The following is a 20,313-nucleotide window of genomic DNA, read 5'->3' as shown; positions in this document are numbered from 1 at the left end:
GGCATGGATGCCGCGGCCAAGCCCCCAAGGACGGGTTTACGGCGTCCCCCGCAACCGGACCCACCCCGCCATCCCACGGTATGCCCGCTGTTGCTGTTGAGGTTGCCGGCCAGCGGCCGGCACTACCGCTTCGGCGGGTGCAGGGCGCAGCCCTGCCGAACCCCCAACCTGAACAGCCTGTTTTGCGTCAGGTCTCATCCTTCCGCTAGACTATGCGGGTCTGCAGCGGCCGTCCGTTTCCCTCCGGGATCGCCGGCGACCGGGGTTCGCCCCATCGCCCGCCCCCACTCCGACGCCGTTCGTCACGCATTCCAGCCTGCGCTTCGCGTTGGCTGCACCCAATTCTCGCAGCGCGGTTCACGGGAACGCTCCGAGTCAGCCGATCAGTTTGATCTGCCCCCGTCTGTCCGTTCGGACAGGCGTTAACTGTACTTGGAGCAATCTCGATGTCTTTTGAATCCCTGGGCCTTGCGCCCTTCCTGCTGCGTGCGCTCGCCGAGCAGGGCTACGAAACCCCGACCCCGATCCAGCAGCAGGCGATCCCGCTGGTGCTGGCCGGTCGCGACCTGCTGGCCGGCGCACAGACCGGCACCGGCAAGACCGCTGCGTTCGGCCTGCCGCTGCTGCAGCACCTGGGCACCGCTTCGCAGGAAGTGCGCACCGGCCCGCGCAAGCCGCGCGCGCTGATCCTGGCACCGACCCGCGAACTGGCCACCCAGGTGCATGACAGCCTGCGCGGTTACAGCAAGTACCTGCGCATCCCCAGCGCCTGCATCTACGGCGGTGTCGGCATGGGCAACCAGCTGGACATCCTGCGTCGCGGCGTGGACCTGCTGGTGGCCTGCCCGGGCCGCCTGATCGACCACCTGGAGCGTCGCAGCATCGACCTGTCCGGCATTGAACTGCTGGTGCTGGACGAAGCCGACCGCATGCTGGACATGGGCTTCCTGCCCTCGATCAAGCGCATCCTGGCCAAGCTGCCCAAGCAGAACCGCCAGACCCTGCTGTTCTCGGCCACCTTCGAGGACAACATCCGCCAGTTGGCGCTGGAGTTCATGCGCAACCCGGAACAGATCCAGGTCACGCCGAAGAACACCGTCGCCGAGACCATCACCCACAAGGTGCATCCGGTCGATGGCAGCCGCAAGCGCGACCTGCTGCTGCACCTGCTGGCGCAGGACAGCCGCGAGCAGACCCTGGTCTTTGCCCGCACCAAGCACGGCAGCGACAAGCTGGCCGCGTTCCTGGAAAAGTCCGGCATCAAGACCGCGGCGATCCACGGCAACAAGAGCCAGGGCCAGCGCCTGCGTGCGCTCGGCGACTTCAAGGCTGGCCGTGTCACCGTGCTGGTGGCCACCGATATCGCCGCGCGCGGCATCGACATCAACGAGCTGCCGAAGGTGATCAACTTCGATCTGCCGATGGTGGCCGAAGACTACGTGCACCGCATTGGCCGTACCGGCCGCAACGGTGCGACCGGTGAAGCGATTTCGCTGGTGGCGCAGGATGAAGTGAAGCTGCTGCGCGCGATCGTGCGCCTGCTCGGCCGTGACATGGACATCCGCGATGTGCCGGGCTTCGAGCTGCAGACGCCGATCCGCTGGGGCAACAGTGCTCCGGGCAAGGCCGAGGCCGATACCGGCGAGCGCGTGCCGCGCAAGACCCACGCGCGCCGTCCGCACGGCGATGCGCCGCGTCATGCCCATGCAGGCCCGAAGAAGGCCGGCGGTGGCCGCCGCGAGGGCGCCGGCAACGGCCAGCAGCGCGCAGGCGCAGGTGCCGGTCAGGGCCAGCGTCGCGGTGGCGGCAACAACAGTGGTGGCGGCCGTGGCCGCGGCCAGGGTAGCGGCGGCGGTCGCGCCAGCTGATCCCAGCTGACAGGAATGGCGTCTCCCGCTGCGCGGGGGGCTTATCGAGGGACGGCGCTGACGCGCCGTCCTTTTTTGTTGCTGGCTACCCGGTGTGAGAGCACGCGGTTGGTTCTGTGTGGGCGTTGGGGAGCGGGGGCGACGCAGAACACGCTGTAGATACATCCATGTAAGCTCGTAGGCGCCTTGCTCGTGTGCGCTGTCCTGCGCACACGGCAAGACCGGGGTTGGGCGTCCTGCCCAACCCGCCCGGGGCATGCCTCGGGCCCATGGCGCCTGCGGTTCTGCGTCGCCCCCGCTCCCCAACGCTCCAGACAATTCCAGCGCCTTCTTTCTCCCCCGGGGTAGCCGGAAGAAGAAAGATCAAATTCAAATTCAAAGGCAAAAGCCGAAGCCGCAATTCCTGCTTTTGCTTTTGTTTTTGCTTTCGCCCTTGCTCCCGCCTTGGGTTTGATGTGTCCGCGCCCGCAGGAAACTGTCGAGGGGAGGCCGGGCGGGGTGCGCAGGACCGTTGGCGCCATGGATGGCGCCATCGAGCCCCCAAGGACGGGTTTACGGCATGTCCTGCGCAGCCCGCCCGGCCACCCCACACACGTATCAATCAAGGCGCCAAACGCCTCAACCCCGCGCTTTCGCCGGATTCACCAGATTCCCGAAGAAGATCGCGTTGATCAGCATCCGATCAGTGCCATGCCAGTACTTGCGATGCGCCGGATCATCAGCAAACAGGATCACGTTGCCCTGCCCCTGCGCTGACACCAGCAGCCATGCGCTGCCGGCCACGCGACTGCGGTTGCGCTCGGACAGATACCCGTTCACCCGAGGTGTGTCGTCGATCCGCACCACCGTGGAAAACCCGTTCGTGCTCGGCTGCAGGATGACCGTGTTCTCCTTGTTGATCGCCAGTTGCCGGCGCGGCACGCCGAACGCCAAAGGATGGCTGGGGTCGACGTCGGCGCTGAGGATGTTGCCGCTGACACGCTCGATCGCGGCGATATCGCGCTGGTCACCGAAGGCGCGGCGCGCGGTGTCTGTTGCTTCCTCGTCCTTGCCCAGCTTCTCGCCGTCGGCAAGTTTCTGTTCGATCGCCCACTTCGACGCGCTGCCATAGGTGACCAGTGACCCGCCGGCCTGGATCCAGCGCTTCAATGCCGCTACCGCGGCCGCGTCGATGCCGGCATAGGTGCCGCCGGACAGCACGATCGTGGTGTAGCGGTCCAGAGATACCTTGCCCAGCTGCTGCGGGTCCAGCTTGCTGGCCGGCAGGCGCAGCTGCTGGTCGAGCAGGAACCAGGCCGAACCGATTTCGGTGGCTGCCACGCCCTCGCCCATCACCAGCGCGACGGCGGGCTTGCGCAGTGCCTTGACGCCGTCACTGCCAAGGTCGATGCCATCGCGGCTGCGACCGCTGGCCAGCGCATGCACCTGCACACCGGCGGCCCGCGCGGCGGCGGCGACCGCCTCCTGCAACGCCGCACCCTGCAGCGGCTGCCCGGCCACCGGTACCACGATGCTGCCCCCGGCAAAGGCCACCTCACCTTGTGCGGTGGCCGCGGTGAACGGCTGGAAGGTGGCACGCGTGGACAAGCCCTTGGCCTGCAGGGCGGCCAGTGCGCGGCCCGCGTTGTAGTCGCGCCAGTCGATCACGTAGGCGAAGCCCGCTTCACCGCCGGTAAGCCCGCCCTGCACTGCGGGAACCTCGACCACGCGAGCTCCGCCATCGATGCGGCTGCGGCTGCCGGCAAAAGCCACGCCGTAGGCCGGGGCGATCGCGTAGCTGGTGCTGCCGTAGAACACGTCGCCCTTGATCGGCGGGGTCTCGGCGAAGATTGAATGGACCAGGCGGAACTGCGCCTGCTGCACCGGCACCACGTAGGCGCTGCCCGCTTCGAAACGCTGGCCATCTACGCTGACAGCGCGGTCCAGTGCATGCACTTCAATCCTGTGCAGCAACAGCAGTTCCAGCAGGCGTCGGGTCAATGCCGGATCATGCGCGTCGCCGAACACGAAGCTCTTCACCGGCTGTTGTGCGGCCTGCTTCAGCGCGCTCTGGAAGAAACTCTTCTGCAGATCGAACAGCGCGCTGCGCTCGGTCACCGCACCGCGCACCGTGCCCAACCCGGTGGCAACCTGGTTGCGGATGGTGAACGGGAACGTCAGCAGGCCATTCACCGATTCCTGCACGCGACCGCGCGAGCTGGCCTGCTCCACGGTGACGCCGACCGCGCCGTGGAAATCCGGATAGGTCGAGCCGTACACGGGCGAGAAATTGTCGAAGTTCTCACCGGTGTAGTACAGCGAACCCAGCGCATCGAGCGCCTGGGCGTGGTACTTGGCCAGGGTCTTGTTGAACTCGTACGACGCTGCCGGGATCAACGGGCTATGCATGCTCTTCGGGGATGGCTCGAAGTAGTACGTGCTGTCCTTGCCCATTTCATGGAAGTCGATCTGCACGTTCGGGTACCACTGGTGGAACTGCGCCACCTTCGGCCGCGAATCCTGCTGTGTCAGTGCCAGCCAATCGCGGTTGAGATCGGTGAAGTAGTGGTTGGTACGGCCCTGCGGGAACGGTTCGACGTGTTCCTTGTCGGCCGGATCGGCCGAGGCCGGATCGGACGCCCAGGCGTTGTGCCAGTTGGCGGCGCGATCGCGGCCGTCGGGATTCTGCGCCGGGTCGAACAGCACCACTGCCTGCTGCAGCCACTGCTGCGTTTCCGCGCTGCGGTTGGCCACCAGGTAGTAGGCGGTCAGCATCGCCGCTTCGCCGCTGGAGGTCTCGTTGCCGTGCACGCTGTAGCCCAGCCACACCACCACCGGGCTGTCACCGGCAGCGCTGCGCGGCTGCGCCGGGTCGGCCAGGGTCGCGTGCTGCTGGCGGATCTGTTCCAGCCGCGCGTGGTTGCCTGCAGCAGTGACCGTGGCGATCAGCAGCGGTCGGCCCTCATAGCTGCGGCCGATCTCGCGCACGTTGATCTTGTCCGAGTGCTTGGCCAGCTCCTGGAAGTAAGCCACCAGCTGGTCATGGCGGGTGTAGCGGCTGCCGATCGGATAGCCGAGGAACTGCTCCGGCGTGGGAATGGCGGTATCGAATGCCGCGGCATCGGTGGTCTGCGGGAAGAAATAGGCGCTCTGCGCATGTACCGCAGGCGGCAACGATACGGCGGTGGCGACGGCGAGCAACAACGGGAAAACGGCACGGCGGTGGAAGGACACGGTGACTCCCCTGGAACATGGCAACACGGCCGGCCACACAGGGTGGCCGGCCGCGGCGGGTGGATCAGAAGCGGTAGTCGAAGCCCAGCGTGAAGTAGCGGCCACGCAGGTCGTACTGGCTGAAGTCGTACGGCGCGCGGATGCCCGGGAACGAGGCATCGTACGGCGGCGTCTTGTCACCCAGGTTCTGCACCTTGGCGTACACGGTCAGGTTGTCGATGCCGGTGTAGCCCAGGTAGAGATCGAACTGGTTGTAGGCGTCGACGCGGCTCTGCACCGCAGCGGCGGCGGTGCTGGCCTTCTGGTCGTAGCCACTGGTGTAGTACCAGGTCACCGCGGCGGTGTAGTCGCTGTACTTCCAGTCCAGGGTGGTGGTGGCCTTGTTCTTCGGCAGGGTGGCGCCGAGATTGCTGCCGGCATAGTCCACCAGCGGGCCACCGACCACGGTCGGGCGCCGGTAGTCGCGAACGTGGGTGTAGGCCGAGGTCACGGTGAAGTCACCGAAGGCCGTGGTCGGGATGCGCTGGCGCAGCTCGACGTCGATGCCCGAGGTCTTCAGCTCGCTCAGGTTCTGGTAGCGGTTGTAGACCGCCTGCAGCTTGCCGCGCTCATCGCGCTGCACGGCACCGGCGACGTTGTCGTTGACCAGGGTCTGGGTGTTGTTGGTACCGACCAGGTTGTCCAGCTGGATACGGTAATAGTCGATGCTCAGGTTGGTGTTCGCCCATGGCGACAGCACCACGCCGAAGTTCACGCTCTTGGTGCGCTCCGGCTTCAGGTCGCTGTTGCCGACGGTGAAGAAGGTCGGGTTCTGCCGCGAGCCCGGCACGTCCGGATCACGCGGATCGACCACGCTGCCGTAGGCGATGCTGGTGCTGTTGGAGTTCTCCGACAGCGACGGGGCACGGAAGCCCTTCGACGCGGAGGCACGCACCAGCAGGAAATCCAGCGGCTGCCAGCGCAGGCCGAGCTTGGGCGAGAACGCGTCGCCAAAATCATCGTAATGATCGGCGCGGGCGGCGGCGGACAGTTCCAGGGTCGAGGCCAGCGGCACGTTGACCTCGGCGTAGGCGGCGCTGACCTTGCGCTCGCCATGCACTTCGGCGATTGCCGGGCGCACCTGCAGGCCGGCATCGATCTGCCACGGGTTGTTCGAATCAAGCTTCTCGCGGCGCCATTCGGCACCGGCGGCGAACCCGATGTCGCCGGCCCAGGTGTGGCCGAGACTGCCGGAGATCTTCGCATCAATGCCCTGCAGCACCGACTCGGCCGGACGCAGGGTGGCGATGTTGATCGAATCGCGCACCGACTGCGGCGTCGCGGCCGGGTTCAGCAGGTTGTAGCTGCCGGTGGCCAGTGCATTGGCCAGTGCCCAGCGGTTGGCGAAGCCGCCGGAGACGGTTTCGCGCTCGCTGCTGCGCGCGCCGAACGCGGCCACTTCCCAGTCCCACTTCTCGGTGTTGCCACGCAGCCCGAACACACCGCGATAGGCGGTGGACCGGTTGGTCTTGATGGTGCCGCCGAGGTCGAAGAAGGTGTATTCGATCGGGATCGCGCGGCCGTACGGGTTGTACGGGTTGCTGGCCGGCAGGTTGGACGACACCGGCTCGGCCAGGCCGGTCTGCGCGTTCAGTGCGAAGCGACCGCTTTCCAGGGTGAAGAACGGGCTGCTGCCGAACCAGGCAGCACTCTTGATCTGGCTGTACAGCACTTCGCCGAACGCTTCGACGTTGTCGCCGAGGCGGAACGTGCCGTTGGCGTAGGCCTGGTAGCGCTTGGTGGAGGGAATCAGGGTGGTGTACGGGGCCTGGTTGAAGCCGCAGGTATCACCGGCCAGGCCGTCGATCGGCGCGCTGGCCACGCGGGTGGTGCCGGTGGGGCAGTTGCCGTTGGCATCGAGCATCGGCACGGAGGTGCCGTTGACCAGATAGCGTGCACCCTTGGCCGACCAGCCGTTCCAGCGGCCGCCGGGCTGGTCGCTGTAGATGCCGCTCTTGGTCAGGTTGCGCTCATCCTGGTCCAGTCGCTCGCGGTTGTAGCCCTGCAGGCTGAAGAGGATGTTGTAGCCGTCCTTGTCGATGTCGCCCAGGCCACCGACGAACTTCAGGTTCTGCTCGTGCAGGCCGCCCTGGTCGGCGCCGCCGAAGCTGCCGCCGATCTCGGCGCCTTCGAAATTCTGCCGGGTGATGATGTTTACCACGCCGGCCACCGCATCGCTGCCGTACACCGCCGATGCACCGTCCTTGAGCACTTCGATGCGTTCGACCGCCACCAGCGGCAGCGCGTTGAGATCGACGAAGGTGTCCGACAGGCCGCCGGCCGGGAAGCCGTAGTTGGCCAGGCGGCGGCCATTGAGCAGCACCAGCGTGTTCTTCTGCGAAAGACCGCGCAGGCCGATGCCGGCCGAGCCCGAGGCCCAACCGTTGTTGGTGGTCTCGTTGCTGGCATTGCCGGTGTTGGCCGAGATCGAGCGCAGCACATCGGCCACGGTGGCCTTGCCGGTCTGTTCCAGCTGCTGGCGGCCGATCACCTGCACCGGGTTGGAGGCTTCGGTATCGGCGCGTTTGATGTTGGAACCGGTGACGCGCACGGCAGCCAGGGTGCTGGCTTCGCCGCTGGCGTCGGCGGGGGTTTCGGCGGCTGCAGACAAAGGCGCGGCCAGAGCGACGGCCAGGGCCGCCACGAGCAGGGTGTGCTGGGGCATGACGATGTGGGGGAGGTAGTGGAAGGACGAGGTAAGTTCCGCAGTAATCCATGCCTGGCCGGGGTGCGGCCAATAACATCTCTTCATACGGATATAAGAGAAACTATCATCTCTTCATCCGGATGGAAATAATTTCTTCACGGGAAGGCAACGCAAAGCCGGGCTGATCGGCCGCCCGCGGCGTACAATCGCGCCATGGAAATCTTCAAAGTCTTCATGCTCGAGGCGGCGCACCGCCTCCCCAACGTGCCGCCGGGGCACAAGTGCGCGCGCCTGCACGGCCACTCCTTCCGGGTGGAACTGAAAGTCGAGGGCGAGCCGGGCGCGCAGACCGGCTGGATCATGGATTTCGGTGACGTGAAGGCGGCTTTCCAGCCGATCTACGACCGCCTGGACCACCATTACCTCAATGACATCCCCGGCCTGGAGAACCCGACCAGCGAAAACCTGGCCGTGTGGATCTGGAACGAGCTCAAGCCCACCCTGCCGGCATTGAGCGAGATCACCGTGCACGAAACCTGCACCTCGGGCTGCCGTTACCGCGGCCCCGCCGCCTGATCAACCCATTGATCTGAAAGGCCTCAAGGCGCCAGAGATGGCGCCTTCGTGATTTTTGTTGCATTGCCGCATGATCGGCGTATGCTGCATTGCATCAATACAAATGCACGGCGGATGCGACTGGCAGGCAACAGCCACTGGCGCGACGCCCACGCTCATTGCATGGGTCCCTCCCCCCATGCAATCCGGACCCGGCAGATCCCTCCCTCTGCCGGGTCTTTTTTTGCCTGGCGTCTGGATTCCAGAGCGCTCCTTCGTCTGGAAGCTCTGCGAACTGATGGGCCCCGCCGGGGCAGGTAGGGGTCTGGGCAAATGTCCCCCGGCGCCGGCCGTTGGCCGCCACCTCCTCCTTTACTTTGCCCAGACCCCTACCCGCCCCGACGAGGCTCGGCTTACGGCACCAGTCGCGCAGATCGCTGCTTTCCTGAGGCCACCGAAGATCTCCCCACGCAGGGCGGAGGCCCTTGCGTGCGAAGTAAAGGGGGAAGTGACGGCCAAGGGCCGGCACCGGAGGACATTCGCACGCAAGGGCCTCCGCCCTGCGCTGCGCAGAATGGATCAACCGCGCGCCACGAAGGCACGCTCAGCGCCCGCGATTGCCGTGCCAGTGCTGGTACCACGCCTGGAACATCAACACATTCCACAGGTGCGTATGCCATTTGCGCTCGCCGCGCAGGAACGCCTCCCAGATCGCGCGCACGCGTACCGCATCGAAGCACCCCTGGTTGCGCAGCAGCTGCGGGTCGAGCAACGCTTCCGCCCAGTCGCGCAGCGGGCCGGCCAGCCAGCGTGCCATCGGTGGGCCGAAACCGCGCTTGGGGCGATAGACCAGCGGCGCGGGCAGATAGCGCGCCAGCAGATTCTTGAGGATCCGCTTGTGCTCGCCGTCGTGGTACTTCAAGTGCTGCGGCAGGCGCCAGGCCAGGCGTATGACCTCCATGTCCAGCAACGGCGAGCGCGTCTCCACGCCGGCCGCCATGCCGGCACGGTCGACCTTGGCAAGGATCCCCTCGGCCAGATCCATGCGGAAATCCAGCAGCTGGATGCGCGCTTCCGCCGGCAGTGCGGTGTCCTGCTGCTGGAAGATCGTCGCCGGCTCGCGCGCCCCCAGTACCACCTGGGTCGGCTGCCGCCAGCGGGTGACGCGCTGCAGGTAATGCCCCTCCACGTCGTTGGCGGCCACCTCGGCCACCAGTGCGCGCCAACCGCCAAGCCGACCACGCTCGACGTTCAAGCGGCTGCTGCCACGCCGCGCAAGATCACGTACCCAGTCCGGCAGGCCACCGCACAGGCGCGCATTGCGCAGCGCGCGGCCATAGCTGGGGTGGCCGAAGAACAGCTCATCGCCGCCGTCGCCGGTCAGCGCCACCGGCTTGCGCGCGCCGAGCAGCTCGCTGGCCAGCAGGGTGGGCAGCTGCGAGGCATCGGCGAACGGTTCGCACCAGACCTGCGGCAAGCGCTGCAGCAGTTCCAGGCCCTGCCGGCTGTCCATCCTGTGCAGGTGGTGATGCACGCCCAGGTGCCGGGCCACCTGCGAGGCCCAGTCGCTCTCGTCGTGACCGGGGTCGTCGAAACCCACCGTCCATGCTTCCACCGGCAACGCCGACTGCGCCTGCATCATCGCCACCACCAGCGACGAATCGGTGCCACCGGACAGGAATGCACCGCAGGCCACGGGTGAATGCATGCGCGTGGCGATCGCCTGCTGCAGCACCACCTCCAACTGGTCGGTGGCCTGCTCCAGGCTGGGCGCCGGCTGCAACGGCTGCTGCAGCGCGGATTGCATCGCATCGCGCGCGCACCAGTAGCGATGGCCGCCCTGCGCGGCCTGCGTTGATCCGCCGGTGGCATGATCGTTGAGGTCCACGCGCAGCATCGCCCCGGCCACCAGCTTGTGGATGCCGCGATAGATGGTGTGCGGCGCCGGCACATAGTCATGGCGCAGCAGCAGGCTCAATGCATCCTGGTCGATGCTGGGAGCGAATCCGGCAAAGGCCTGCAGCGCCTTCAACTCCGAAGCGAACAGGAACTGGCCCTGGTACCAGCCGTAATACAACGGCCGTTCGCCGACCGGGTCGCGCGCCAGCCAGAGCTCATGTGCGTGGCGGTCCCAGACGCTGAACGCAAATGCCCCTTCGATGCGCGACAGCGCACGCTGCACGCCCCACTCGACGACGGCCTGCAGCAACAGGCGTGCATCGGTGCAGCTGCGTGGCAGGTCGCGCAGCTGCGACTGCAGGGCCGCGCGGTTGTAGATGCGGCCATCCAGGCACAGCACGTAGCGCCCGCAGCTGGAGCTGAGCGGCTGCAACGGCATGTCGGTTGGCGCACGGCAATGACCGAGGGCCAGCCCTGCGTCGGCATCGGTCCAGTACCCGATGCGACCGCGGCCGCGCTGCTGCAGCGCCCGCAGCATCGGCGCCAGCTGCTGCAGCAGCTGCTCATCGTCGGCAGGCGGCAGCCAGGCCCCGACCACGCCGCTCATCGCTGGCCTCCATGGCAAGGGCATTCAAGGAAAAGCGCGGGACAGGAGGCGGACGGCATGAGGGCGGCACGCGGATGGGGAGAGCTGCCATGCTCGGCCCCGCCGAGCGCCACGTCAGTCGTAGCGCTGTCAGCGACCGTCACCGCAGGCGCGGCTTGCGTAACGTTTTGTAACAACACGATTGCTACCGTGCGGCCAAGTCGTTGCCCGGCCTGAGGCCCGGCCCGCGCGCCAGCAACCCCGGCTGAATGGCGCCCGCTCCTTGGACCCGAGCGGCCCGGCAGCTGGGATAGCATCGCCGCGCTCGTGCCACGGCGGTACGGAAGCACCCCGGAGGCCTTGTAGATGCTGGATATCGTACTGGTTGAAGACGACGCTCGGCTGGGCACGATGGTCAGCGACTACCTGAAGCGCCACGGTTACCAGGTCGCCCACGAACGCTGCGGCCAGCGCGCGATCGCCCGGATACTCAGCGAGAAGCCGGCGCTGGTCCTGCTCGACATCGGTCTGCCGGGCCAGGATGGTTTCGAAGTGTGTCGGCAGATCCGGCCCCACTATGACGGGATCATCTGCGTGCTGAGCGCCCGCACCGACAACATCGACCAGGTGCTGGGGCTGGAGCTGGGCGCCGACGACTACATCGGCAAGCCGATCGAACCACGGGTGCTGCTGGCCCGGCTGCGCGCCCACCTGCGCCGCCACCGCCGGGTCGAGCCACGCGATGGCGCCCTGCGCTTCGGTGAACTGAGCATCGACCCGTCCACCCGCAACGTGCACCTGCAGGGCCGCCTGCTGGAGCTGACCACCGCCGAGTTCGACCTGCTGTTCCTGCTGGCCGGCAACGCGGGCCAGATCCTCGACCGCGATGCGCTGCTGCGTGGCCTGCGCGGCATCGCCTTCGATGGCCTGGATCGGTCGATCGACGCACGCATCTCGCGCCTGCGGCGCAAGCTCGGCGACAACCCGGAGCAGCCCGAGCGGATCAAGACCGTGCGCGGCCGTGGTTACCTGTTCAGCCGATCAGCATGGGGATGAAGCATCCGTCGTCGGCCATGCGTGGCCATGCCTTCCACTTCCTGCGCTACGGCATCGGTTTCCTCACCGCCCATCTGCTGCTGATCGTGCTCGGGCTGTGGGCCTGGGATGCGCTGCTGGAAGACCGCACCGAGGCCAGCCTGCAGGCGGAAATGCGCGGCCCGCACGCCATGCTGCAACATCGCTTCGCCGAAACGCCGCCGGCGCAGTGGCCAGCCCTGGCACAACAGTTGGACAGCGATTTCGCCTATCCGCTGCAGCTGATGCCGCTGACCGAAGCTGCCGCGATACTGCCGGCGAAACAGCGCAAGGGCTTGCTCAACGGACACGTGCAGATCGAGCTGGACAGCATGCGCAGCCTGCAGCGCGTCGGCAACAGCAGCAGTGCGCTGATCCTGGGGCCGCTGGACCAGGCCCTGCCCGAAGAAGGCTGGCAGGACAGCGAAGCCTCCGGCGTGGCCATCATCCTGCTGATCCTGATGGTGGCGGTGGCATTGCCGATGTACGTGATGGTTTACCGGTTATGGCGCGATGTCTCGCAGCTGGCGCAGACCGCGCGACGGATGCGCGATGGCCAACTCGACAGCCGGGCGCCACGCGCCGGTACCGCGCTGGTGCGGCCATTGGCCAAGGCGTTCAACCACATGGCAGAACAGCTGCAGCTGCTGCTGGACAGCCAGCGCGTGCTGGCCCAGGCGGTGGCGCACGAAGTACGCACACCGCTGGCACGCATGCGCTTCGGCCTGGCTGACCTGGAAGACACCGGACTGGACGACGCCCAGCGCGATGCGCTGTCCGGCCTGCGCATCGACATCGACCGGTTGCAGCACCTGACCGATGCGGGTGTCGAGTACGCCGCGCTCGGCCGCTGCCATCAGGTCACCCGCCAGCGCCTGCAACTGGCCGCGCTGGTACGCGGCGTGGTCGAGCAGTTCGCACCACTGACGATACCGGTGCAGCAGGACCTGTCACCGGCAGGGCTGGTCAACGTCAACCGGCACATGCTGGAACTGGCGCTGCGCAACCTGCTGGGCAACGCGCTGCGCTATGCGCGCCGACAGATCCGCATCGTCAGCACGCTCAACGAGGGATGGCTGTGCCTGCAGGTGGAGGACGACGGCCCCGGCATCGCCGTCGAACTGCGCAGCCAGGTGCTGCAGCCCTACGTGCGGCTGGACCTGGCCAGCCCGGGCTTCGGGCTGGGCCTGGCGCTGGTGCAGGTGGTGGCGGACAAGCATCGCGGCCACGTGGAAGTGGCCGATTCGGTGCTCGGCGGTGCCTGCATCCGGCTGCTGCTGCCGATGGAAAGCGGTGTCCCGCCACCGGCAGACAACGTCTAGTTCGCCTCGGCATCGGCACGCGGCAAGGCGAACACGAACAGCGCGCCCTGTTCGCTGTCGCGCAGTTCGATACGGCGGCCATGCAACTGCACGATGCGCTGCACGATCAGCAGGCCGAGCCCGCCGTTCTCGCCACGCCGCGCGCCCAGTGCCGCCGGCGCCTGGAACAGTTGCCCACGCAGTGCTGGCGCCACCCCAGGGCCATCGTCCTGTACCGCCACCTGCACACTGTCCGGCAGCGCCGACAGCTGCACCTGCACGCGGCCCCCGTCCGGCGCATGCCGCAGCGCGTTGTCGAGCAAATTGGTCAGCACGCGCTCCACAAGACCCAGGTCGGCGCGCACCAGCGGCAGGCCCGGCGGGAAATCAGCGTGCAGGCGCTGCCCACGTGCCTGCGCGGCCAGCTCGAACTTCTGCAGTACGTCCTGCAGCAGTTCCGGCAGCGCGAACACTTCCCACTCCAGCCGCACTTCACCGTGCTCCAGCCGCGCCAGTTCAAACAACGCCCGGGCCAGACGGCCGACCTTGGCGCTCTGCGCCAGCGCGATACCGAGATAGCGACGACGCTCCTGCGGCGACAGCGTGGCTTCTTTCAGCGCCAGCGTTTCCAGGTAACCGTGCAGCGAGGACAACGGCGTGCGCAGGTCGTGCGAGATGTTGGCCACCAGTTCGCGGCGCTGCAGGTCCTGCTGGCGCAGCTGCTGCCACTGCTCGCCCAGCCGCTGTGCCATCTGCGAATGGGCATGTTCGAGGATCTTCAGTTCATCGCGCTCGCCCGCGCGCAGCGGTACCGGCGCGGGCAGTGGCGTCGGAGCGTCGATGTCGAAGGCCTGTATGCGCCGGGTGACCTGGCGCAGGGGCCGGGTCACCCAGTAGAAGGCCACCAGGCCGGCAAGCAGGCCCAGCCCGCCGATCAACAGCACCGACCAGAGCGTGGTGTGCCATTGGCTGCCGGCGGCCAGATCGTCGGCCAGCATCTGCCGGTGTTCGCCCACCAGTACCACGTACACGTAACCCGCCTGCCGCCCCTGCACCACCAGCGGCGCGACACTGAACACCTTGCGGCCATCGGCACTGCGGGGATCGTCACCGAGGATCGGCAGCGGCGCACCGGACAGCAGGCGCCGCAGCGGTGCCACGTCCACCCGGCTGCGCACCAGGTGGCCGCTGGGCGCATCGTGGCCGAGGATGCGACCCTGCTCATCCAGCAGGTACACCTCGACACTGGGGTTGACCGCCATCAGCTGGCCGAACAATGCGCGCACCGCCGCATCGCGCATGCCGCTGGTGTCCATCAGCTCGCTGCGCTGGGCGATGTGCTCGGCCAACCCAAGCGACAGGCGCTGCACCACTTCCTGCTCATGCCGGGTATTGGTGCGCATCTGCCACGCCAGCAGCGCCATGCAGCACGTCAGCATCAGCGCCGACATCACCAGCGCCAGTTTCTGCCACAGGTTCGGCTTGATCATGTGGCCGCCCCGGCCGGGTCGACCAGTTTGTAACCGCGCCCCCACACCGTCAGCAGGCGCCGTGGGTTGCCCGGGTCGGTCTCGATCTTGCTGCGCAGGCGGTTGATGTGGGTGTTGACCGTGTGCTCGTAACCGTCGTGCTGGTAGCCCCAGACCTGGTTGAGCAGTTCCATGCGCGCAAACACCTGGTCCGGGTGGCGGGCGAAGAACAGCAGCAGTTCGAACTCACGCGGGGTCAGTTCCAGTGCATTGCCATCGACGGCGGCAGTACGGGCGACCGGGTCCAGCCGCAGCCCCCCGAGTTCGATCGCCCCGGCATCGATGCGCGCGTTCTGTGCCATCGCTTCGGCGCGGCGCAGCAGCGCACGCACGCGCGCCACCAGTTCCGGCATCGAGAACGGCTTGGCCAGGTAGTCGTCCGCGCCCAGTTCCAGGCCGACGATGCGCTGGGTTTCGCTGCCACGTGCGCTGATGATGATGATCGGCACGTAGCGCGCCATCGCCCGTGCGCGCTGGCAGACCTGCAGGCCGTCCACGCCCGGCAGCATCACGTCCAGTACCAGTGCATCCCACGGACCTTCCTGTTCGATCAGGCGCAGGCCGGCATCGCCGCTGGCGGCGTGTGCGACTTCATAGCCCTCATCACCCAGGTGCATGCGCAGCAGGTCGGCGATGTGGGCATCGTCTTCAACGATCAGGACACGTTTGGCGGACATCGGCAGCTTCGGGCCAGTGGGGAGGCTGCCCGCATTGTGGCGCGGGAGCGGCGTGGATACCTCACGAAAAATTGAATCCTGCGTGAGGATTCGTTGACCGGAGGGGGCGCAGCATGGCCCCGTCGCCCCTTCCCGGAGTCCACCATGTCCCTAACCCGCCGCCATCTGCTGGGCCTGGGCGGTGCTGTCACCGCCGCCGGCCTGCTGGGCCTGGGCGCGTGCAGCCGCGCGGCCCCGGCCGCTGCCGAGGCACGGCCGGCGCGACAGTTCGAGGTGGTCCGCAGCGATGCCGAGTGGCGCCGGCTGCTGAGCCCGGCGCAGTACGCCGTGCTGCGCCAGCAGGCCACCGAGCGCCCCTGGAGCAGTCCGCTGAACAAGGAACATCGGCAGGGCACGTTCGCCTGTGCCGGCTGTGCGTTGCCGCTGTTCTCTTCGTCCACCAAGTTCGAAAGCCACACCGGCTGGCCCAGCTTCTGGGCGCCGCTGCACAACGCCATCGGCGAGGACCGTGACACCACCTTCGGCATGTTGCGGGTGGAAGCACATTGCCGCCGCTGTGGCGGCCATCTCGGCCATGTGTTCAACGACGGCCCGCGGCCGACCGGACTGCGCTACTGCATGAACGGCGCCGCGATGGCGTTCATGCCCGGGACTGCGCAACAGGACGCCGCTGGCGGCTGGCGCGTGCCGGTCGGTTCTTCCCCTGCTTCTGGAGCCTGATGATGCTGCTGTTGCTGCTTGCCTATCTCGGCGGCGTGCTGACCCTGCTCAGCCCGTGCATCCTGCCGGTGCTGCCGTTCGTGTTCGCACGCGCTGATCGTCCTTTCCTGCGCAGCACCCTGCCGCTGCTGCTGGGCATGGCACTGACCTTCACCGTGGTCGCAAGTCTGGCGGCGGTCGGCAGCGAGTGGGTGGCGCAGGCCAACCAGGTCGGCCGCTGGGTGGCATTGGTACTGATGGCGGTGTTCGCCATCGCGCTGCTGTGGCCGACCCTGGCCGACCACCTGCTGGCGCCGTTCCAGCGCATCGGCGCGCGCCTGAGTGCACGTGCCGACGCCGCGGATGCGGCTGGCCGTGGCGGCGCCTGGACCTCGCTGCTGATCGGCATCGCCACTGGCCTGCTGTGGGCCCCCTGCGCCGGTCCAATTCTCGGCCTGGTGCTGACCGGTGCCGCCCTGAATGGCGCCAGTGTCGGCACCAGTTCGCTGTTGCTGGCCTACGCGCTGGGCGCCGTCACCGCACTGGCGCTGGCGGTGTGGGTGGGCGGCCGTGTGTTCCGCGCACTGCAGGCCCGGCTCGGCCTGGGCAATGTGGTGCGCCGGGTGCTCGGCGTGGCAGCGTTGCTGGCAGTGGTGGCGATCGGCCTGGGCTGGGACACCGGCCTGCTGACCCGCCTGTCCGCGGTCAGTACCGCACGCATCGAACAGGGCCTGCTGGATGCCGTGCCCGGCACGCAGCCGGCAGCACCACCGATGATGATGATGGCGGCCGGCCAGGCAGGCGCGCCGCTGCCGGTGGAAGGAACGCTACCCACGCTGGACGGCGCCACCGGGTGGCTCAACAGCCCGCCGCTGAGCCGCGAGCAGTTGCATGGCAAGGTCGTGCTGATCGACTTCTGGACCTATTCCTGCATCAACTGCCTGCGTGCGATGCCGTTCGTGCACGAATGGGCGCAGCGCTACCGCGACCATGGCCTGGTGGTGATCGGCGTGCACACCCCGGAATTCGCGTTCGAGCGCGACCCGCGCAACGTGATGAAGGCCGTGCAGCAGCTGAAGGTCGAGTACCCGGTCGCACTCGACAACCAGTATGCGATCTGGCGCGCGTTCAACAACCGCTACTGGCCGGCGCACTACTTCGTCGATGCGCAGGGCAACATCCGCGGGCATCAGTTCGGCGAGGGCAACTACGCGCACTCCGAACAGGTGATCCGCCGCCTGCTGGTGGAAGCCGGGCAGACCGAGCTGCCGCCGCCTGCTGATCCGGCCGCGGCTGACCTGCAGGGCGTGGCCACGCAGGCCGACATGGGCAACCTGCGCTCGCCGGAAACCTACCTGGGCCACGCACGTGCCGAGCAGTTCGCCTCGCCGGGCGGGCAGCGCGCCGACGCAGCATTCGGCTACACGCTGCCGTCCACCCTGGCGCTGAACCAATGGGGCCTGTCTGGACAGTGGCGGGTCAACGATGAGGCTGCACAACTGCAGCAGGCCGGCGGCCGCATCGCGTTCCAGTTCCACGCCCGCGACCTGCATCTGGTGCTGGCACCGGGCGAGGACGGCAAGCCGGTGCGCTTCCGCGTGCTGCTCGATGGCAAGCCACTGCCTGCGGCCGATGCCGGCGCCGACGTGGCCGCCGATGGCACCGGCACCGTCAACGAGCACCGCCTGTACCAGCTGATCCGCCAGCGCGGCACGATCGGTCCGCATCGTTTCGAGATCGAATTCCTCGACGCAGGCGTGCAGGCCTACGCCTTCACCTTCGGTTGAACCGGGAGCACACGATGAAACTCTCCTTCGAACAGGGCATTGCCGCCGGCGTCGCCGGCCTGGTCGCCACCGCGCTTGTCGCAGGTGTGCTGCTGGTGGACCACAGCGCGATCGCCGCCCCGGCCGAGCCCACCGCGCAGCTGCAGGCACTGCCTGCGCCCAGCGGTGATGCGGCGTTCCGCGATGACGCCAGCCACGCCAGCGTGGTCTTCGCCGGCGGTTGTTTCTGGGGCGTGCAGGGCGTGTTCCAGCACGTCAAAGGGGTGAGCAACGCGGTGTCCGGTTACATCGGAGGCAGTGCCGCCGACGCCCGCTATGAACGCGTCAGCGGTGGCCGCACCGGCCACGCCGAAGCGGTGAAGGTGGACTACGACCCACGCCAGGTCAGCTATGGACAGTTGATGCAGGTGTTCTTCTCGGTGGTGCACGACCCGACCCAGCTCAACCGCCAGGGGCCCGATCATGGCAGCCAGTACCGCTCGGCGATCTTCGTCGAAGACGCGCGCCAGCAGGCAGCAAGCCGTGCGTACATCGGCCAGCTCGGCCAGGCGGGGAGCTACCGCGCGCCGATCGTGACCCAGGTGAGCAGCGGCCAGCGCTTCTACCCGGCCGAGAGTTACCACCAGAACTACATGAGCAACTACCCGCAGGCCGCGTACATCCGCTACTACGACGCGCCCAAGCTGACCGCGCTGGGCAAGCAGTTCCCGGCGTTGTACCGCCGCGATCCCGCGTTGGTGCCGATGCGCTGACACCCCATGGTGGGGCCGGCCGCTGGCCGCCACCACGGCATGAAAAAGACGCACGGCCACAGGGCCGTGCGCTTGGGAAGTATCGACCCGGCCCCGATCAGGCCCGGCCGACAACGACATGCTAGGCTCGTCAACATCATGGGTACAGAACCAGATGCGGGCCGGGTCGATGGATACAGAAGACGCCACCACGATGATTCCTCCCCGCTACCAGCGGCTGTCGGACGAGCTGGCTGAGGCCATCCACGGCGGGCGCCTGCCGGTCGGCAGCCGGCTGCCGTCGCTGCGGCAGATGGCATCGCAGCGCCAGCTCAGCCTGAACACGGTGATCGCGGCCTACCGTCAGCTGGAAGACGCCGGTCTGGTCATTCCGCGGCCCAAGGCCGGCTTCGAAGTCGCGCCGCGACTGTCGGTTCCGCAGCGCTCGCTGCGTGATGCGCCGTCCGCGCCCACCGCCCCGCTGCAGCAGGTGCTGATGGCGCGGGTGCTGGAAGCGCAGCGGCGCCCCGGCGTGATCGACCTCGCCTTTGCCGGCCCGCGTGGGCGCCAGTTCTACCCGGGTGCGCAGCTGGCCCGGCACACCGCGCAGGTGCTTCGCCATGGCCAGCAGACCGTGGAGACCTACGCCCGTCCCAATGGATCGCCACGCCTGCTGGCGCAGATCGTGCGGCGTGGCCCGCGGATGGGCCTGCATACCCACCCCGAACGCCTGCTGCTGACCCATGGTGCGATGGAAGCACTGCAACTGGCACTGCGCGCGGTCACCCAGCCCGGCGATGCAGTCGGCATCGAAGCACCCTCGTACTTCAACCTGTATCCCCTGTTGACCACGCTGGGCCTGCAGCCGATCGAACTGCCCACCCATCCGCAGCGCGGCCTGGACGTGGATGCGCTGGAAGCACTGCTGGAGCACACCCCTCTTGCGGCGCTGGTGGTGATGCCGACCGTGCACAACCCGCTGGGCTGCACGATGCCGATCGCCGACAAGCAGCGCCTGGCCGAACTGGTCAACGCACGCCAGCTGCCGCTGATCGAAGACGCGGTGTATGCCGAACTGCAGTTCAGCGAGCCGCCGGCGCCGTTGCTGAAGGCGTTCGACCGCGACGGTTGGGTGATGGTGGTCGGTGGATTCTCGAAGACGCTGGCACCGGACTACCGCATCGGCTGGCTCGATGGCGGCCGCTTCGCCGAACGCATCGCGCTGCTCAAATTCCAGTCCACCGGCGGCGAACCGCAGCTGCTCGGTGATGCGGTGGCTGCCTACCTGGAAGCAGGCAGCTACGAGCACCACCTGCATCGCATGCGCCGGTTGTACCGCGAACAGGTCGGTCGCCTGCGGCAGCTGGTGGCCGAACATTTCCCGGCCGGCACCTGCGCCACCGAGCCGCAGGGAGGGTTCCTGTTGTGGCTGGAGCTGCCTGGCGTAGACACCCGGGAGCTGTTCGAGCGCGCATTGGCAGAGGACATCGTGTTCATGCCGGGCCAGGTGTATTCGCGTGGCGCGCGCTACCGGCATTGCCTGCGGTTGTCGTGCTGCCAGACCCTGGACGCGCGCTTCATCGCTGCGGTGGAACGGCTGGGTGCGATCGCACGGGAGCTGGTGGCGGCAACACGGTAGTGGGGGGGGGGGGGGGGGGGGGGGGGGGGGGGGGGGGGGGGGGGGGGGGGGGGGGGGGGGGGGGGGGGG

Annotated in this window: 13 protein-coding genes; 8 read left to right on the top strand and 5 right to left on the bottom strand. The window is 67.7% G+C overall.

Features of this window, described 5'->3' with window-relative positions; translation table 11 throughout:
• Nucleotides 1-446 precede the first annotated feature (446 nt).
• A complete protein-coding gene (locus AC3WTC_RS19390) occupies nt 447-1,868 on the top strand; it encodes a DEAD/DEAH box helicase (RefSeq protein WP_032976382.1) in 1,422 nt (473 codons plus the stop codon).
• A gap of 618 nt (nt 1,869-2,486) precedes the next feature.
• On the opposite strand, the gene AC3WTC_RS19385 is transcribed toward AC3WTC_RS19390, so the two are convergent.
• Together AC3WTC_RS19385 and AC3WTC_RS19380 are read right to left on the bottom strand one after the other, a co-directional pair.
• Complete coding sequence (locus tag AC3WTC_RS19385; protein ID WP_492712320.1) at nt 2,487-5,081, bottom strand: M14 family zinc carboxypeptidase; 2,595 nt, start codon at nt 5,079-5,081, stop codon at nt 2,487-2,489.
• A 64-nt stretch (nt 5,082-5,145) separates the two neighbouring features.
• A complete protein-coding gene (locus AC3WTC_RS19380) occupies nt 5,146-7,785 on the bottom strand; it encodes a TonB-dependent receptor plug domain-containing protein (RefSeq protein ID WP_088101635.1) in 2,640 nt (879 codons plus the stop codon).
• 195 nt (nt 7,786-7,980) lie between these two features.
• Between AC3WTC_RS19380 and queD the strand changes: the two genes are divergently transcribed.
• On the top strand, nt 7,981-8,343 hold the full coding sequence (gene queD / locus AC3WTC_RS19375; RefSeq protein WP_025878441.1) for a 6-carboxytetrahydropterin synthase QueD: 363 nt from the start codon (nt 7,981-7,983) through the stop codon (nt 8,341-8,343).
• Nucleotides 8,344-8,926: 583 nt separating this feature from the next.
• On the opposite strand, the gene asnB is transcribed toward queD, so the two are convergent.
• Nucleotides 8,927-10,828 (bottom strand): asparagine synthase (glutamine-hydrolyzing), encoded by a 1,902-nt coding sequence (asnB, locus tag AC3WTC_RS19370; RefSeq protein ID WP_492712318.1) that lies wholly within the window; start codon nt 10,826-10,828, stop codon nt 8,927-8,929.
• Nucleotides 10,829-11,173: 345 nt separating this feature from the next.
• Here asnB and AC3WTC_RS19365 point away from each other — a divergent pair, with 345 nt between their 5' ends.
• Together AC3WTC_RS19365 and AC3WTC_RS19360 are read left to right on the top strand one after the other, a co-directional pair.
• The gene (locus tag AC3WTC_RS19365; RefSeq protein WP_025878439.1) at nt 11,174-11,863 is read left to right on the top strand and encodes a winged helix-turn-helix domain-containing protein; all 690 of its coding nucleotides are present in this window, start codon (nt 11,174-11,176) and stop codon (nt 11,861-11,863) included.
• Nucleotides 11,860-13,203, top strand: a complete 1,344-nt coding sequence (locus AC3WTC_RS19360) for an ATP-binding protein (protein ID WP_099841841.1) — start codon at nt 11,860-11,862, stop codon at nt 13,201-13,203. The genes AC3WTC_RS19365 and AC3WTC_RS19360 overlap by 4 nt, the downstream gene beginning before the upstream one ends.
• Here the strand turns inward: AC3WTC_RS19360 and AC3WTC_RS19355 are convergent.
• Together AC3WTC_RS19355 and AC3WTC_RS19350 are read right to left on the bottom strand one after the other, a co-directional pair.
• Entirely contained in the window at nt 13,200-14,672 is a 1,473-nt protein-coding gene (locus AC3WTC_RS19355; RefSeq protein ID WP_117309448.1) for a sensor histidine kinase, read from the bottom strand. The two genes, AC3WTC_RS19360 and AC3WTC_RS19355, sit on opposite strands and share 4 nt — an antisense overlap.
• Nucleotides 14,669-15,388 carry a response regulator transcription factor gene (locus AC3WTC_RS19350; protein ID WP_032976390.1) on the bottom strand — a complete coding sequence of 240 codons (720 nt, stop codon included), beginning with the start codon at nt 15,386-15,388 and terminating at the stop codon, nt 14,669-14,671. The genes AC3WTC_RS19355 and AC3WTC_RS19350 overlap by 4 nt, the downstream gene beginning before the upstream one ends.
• Before the next feature lie 144 nt (nt 15,389-15,532).
• Here AC3WTC_RS19350 and msrB point away from each other — a divergent pair, with 144 nt between their 5' ends.
• From msrB to AC3WTC_RS19330, 4 genes are all read left to right on the top strand, one after another.
• On the top strand, nt 15,533-16,108 hold the full coding sequence (msrB, locus tag AC3WTC_RS19345) for a peptide-methionine (R)-S-oxide reductase MsrB (protein ID WP_025878435.1): 576 nt from the start codon (nt 15,533-15,535) through the stop codon (nt 16,106-16,108).
• A 2-nt stretch (nt 16,109-16,110) separates the two neighbouring features.
• Nucleotides 16,111-17,874, top strand: coding sequence for a cytochrome c biogenesis protein DipZ (locus tag AC3WTC_RS19340; protein WP_492712317.1), 1,764 nt, complete (start codon nt 16,111-16,113; stop codon nt 17,872-17,874).
• Nucleotides 17,875-17,888: 14 nt separating this feature from the next.
• Complete coding sequence (gene msrA / locus AC3WTC_RS19335) at nt 17,889-18,626, top strand: peptide-methionine (S)-S-oxide reductase MsrA (protein WP_059065885.1); 738 nt, start codon at nt 17,889-17,891, stop codon at nt 18,624-18,626.
• 169 nt (nt 18,627-18,795) lie between these two features.
• The gene (locus AC3WTC_RS19330; protein WP_025878432.1) at nt 18,796-20,244 is read left to right on the top strand and encodes an aminotransferase-like domain-containing protein; all 1,449 of its coding nucleotides are present in this window, start codon (nt 18,796-18,798) and stop codon (nt 20,242-20,244) included.
• Nucleotides 20,245-20,313: the final 69 nt, after the last annotated feature.

The organism is Stenotrophomonas sp. FW305-C-20-S1 (assembly GCF_058783335.1).
This window is presented reverse-complemented; position numbering and strand designations above follow the sequence as displayed.

Bases quoted from the DNA above. Each gene is read 5' to 3' on its own strand.
- AC3WTC_RS19390 (WP_032976382.1), top strand. From the start codon at position 447: ATGTCTTTTGAATCCCTGGGCCTTGCGCCCTTCCTGCTGCGTGCGCTC.
- AC3WTC_RS19380 (WP_088101635.1), bottom strand. From the start codon at position 7,785: ATGCCCCAGCACACCCTGCTCGTGGCGGCCCTGGCCGTCGCTCTGGCC.
- queD (WP_025878441.1), top strand. From the start codon at position 7,981: ATGGAAATCTTCAAAGTCTTCATGCTCGAGGCGGCGCACCGCCTCCCC.
- asnB (WP_492712318.1), bottom strand. From the start codon at position 10,828: ATGAGCGGCGTGGTCGGGGCCTGGCTGCCGCCTGCCGACGATGAGCAG.
- AC3WTC_RS19365 (WP_025878439.1), top strand. From the start codon at position 11,174: ATGCTGGATATCGTACTGGTTGAAGACGACGCTCGGCTGGGCACGATG.
- AC3WTC_RS19360 (WP_099841841.1), top strand. From the start codon at position 11,860: ATGAAGCATCCGTCGTCGGCCATGCGTGGCCATGCCTTCCACTTCCTG.
- AC3WTC_RS19355 (WP_117309448.1), bottom strand. From the start codon at position 14,672: ATGATCAAGCCGAACCTGTGGCAGAAACTGGCGCTGGTGATGTCGGCG.
- AC3WTC_RS19350 (WP_032976390.1), bottom strand. From the start codon at position 15,388: ATGTCCGCCAAACGTGTCCTGATCGTTGAAGACGATGCCCACATCGCC.
- msrB (WP_025878435.1), top strand. From the start codon at position 15,533: ATGTCCCTAACCCGCCGCCATCTGCTGGGCCTGGGCGGTGCTGTCACC.
- AC3WTC_RS19340 (WP_492712317.1), top strand. From the start codon at position 16,111: ATGCTGCTGTTGCTGCTTGCCTATCTCGGCGGCGTGCTGACCCTGCTC.
- msrA (WP_059065885.1), top strand. From the start codon at position 17,889: ATGAAACTCTCCTTCGAACAGGGCATTGCCGCCGGCGTCGCCGGCCTG.
- AC3WTC_RS19330 (WP_025878432.1), top strand. From the start codon at position 18,796: ATGGATACAGAAGACGCCACCACGATGATTCCTCCCCGCTACCAGCGG.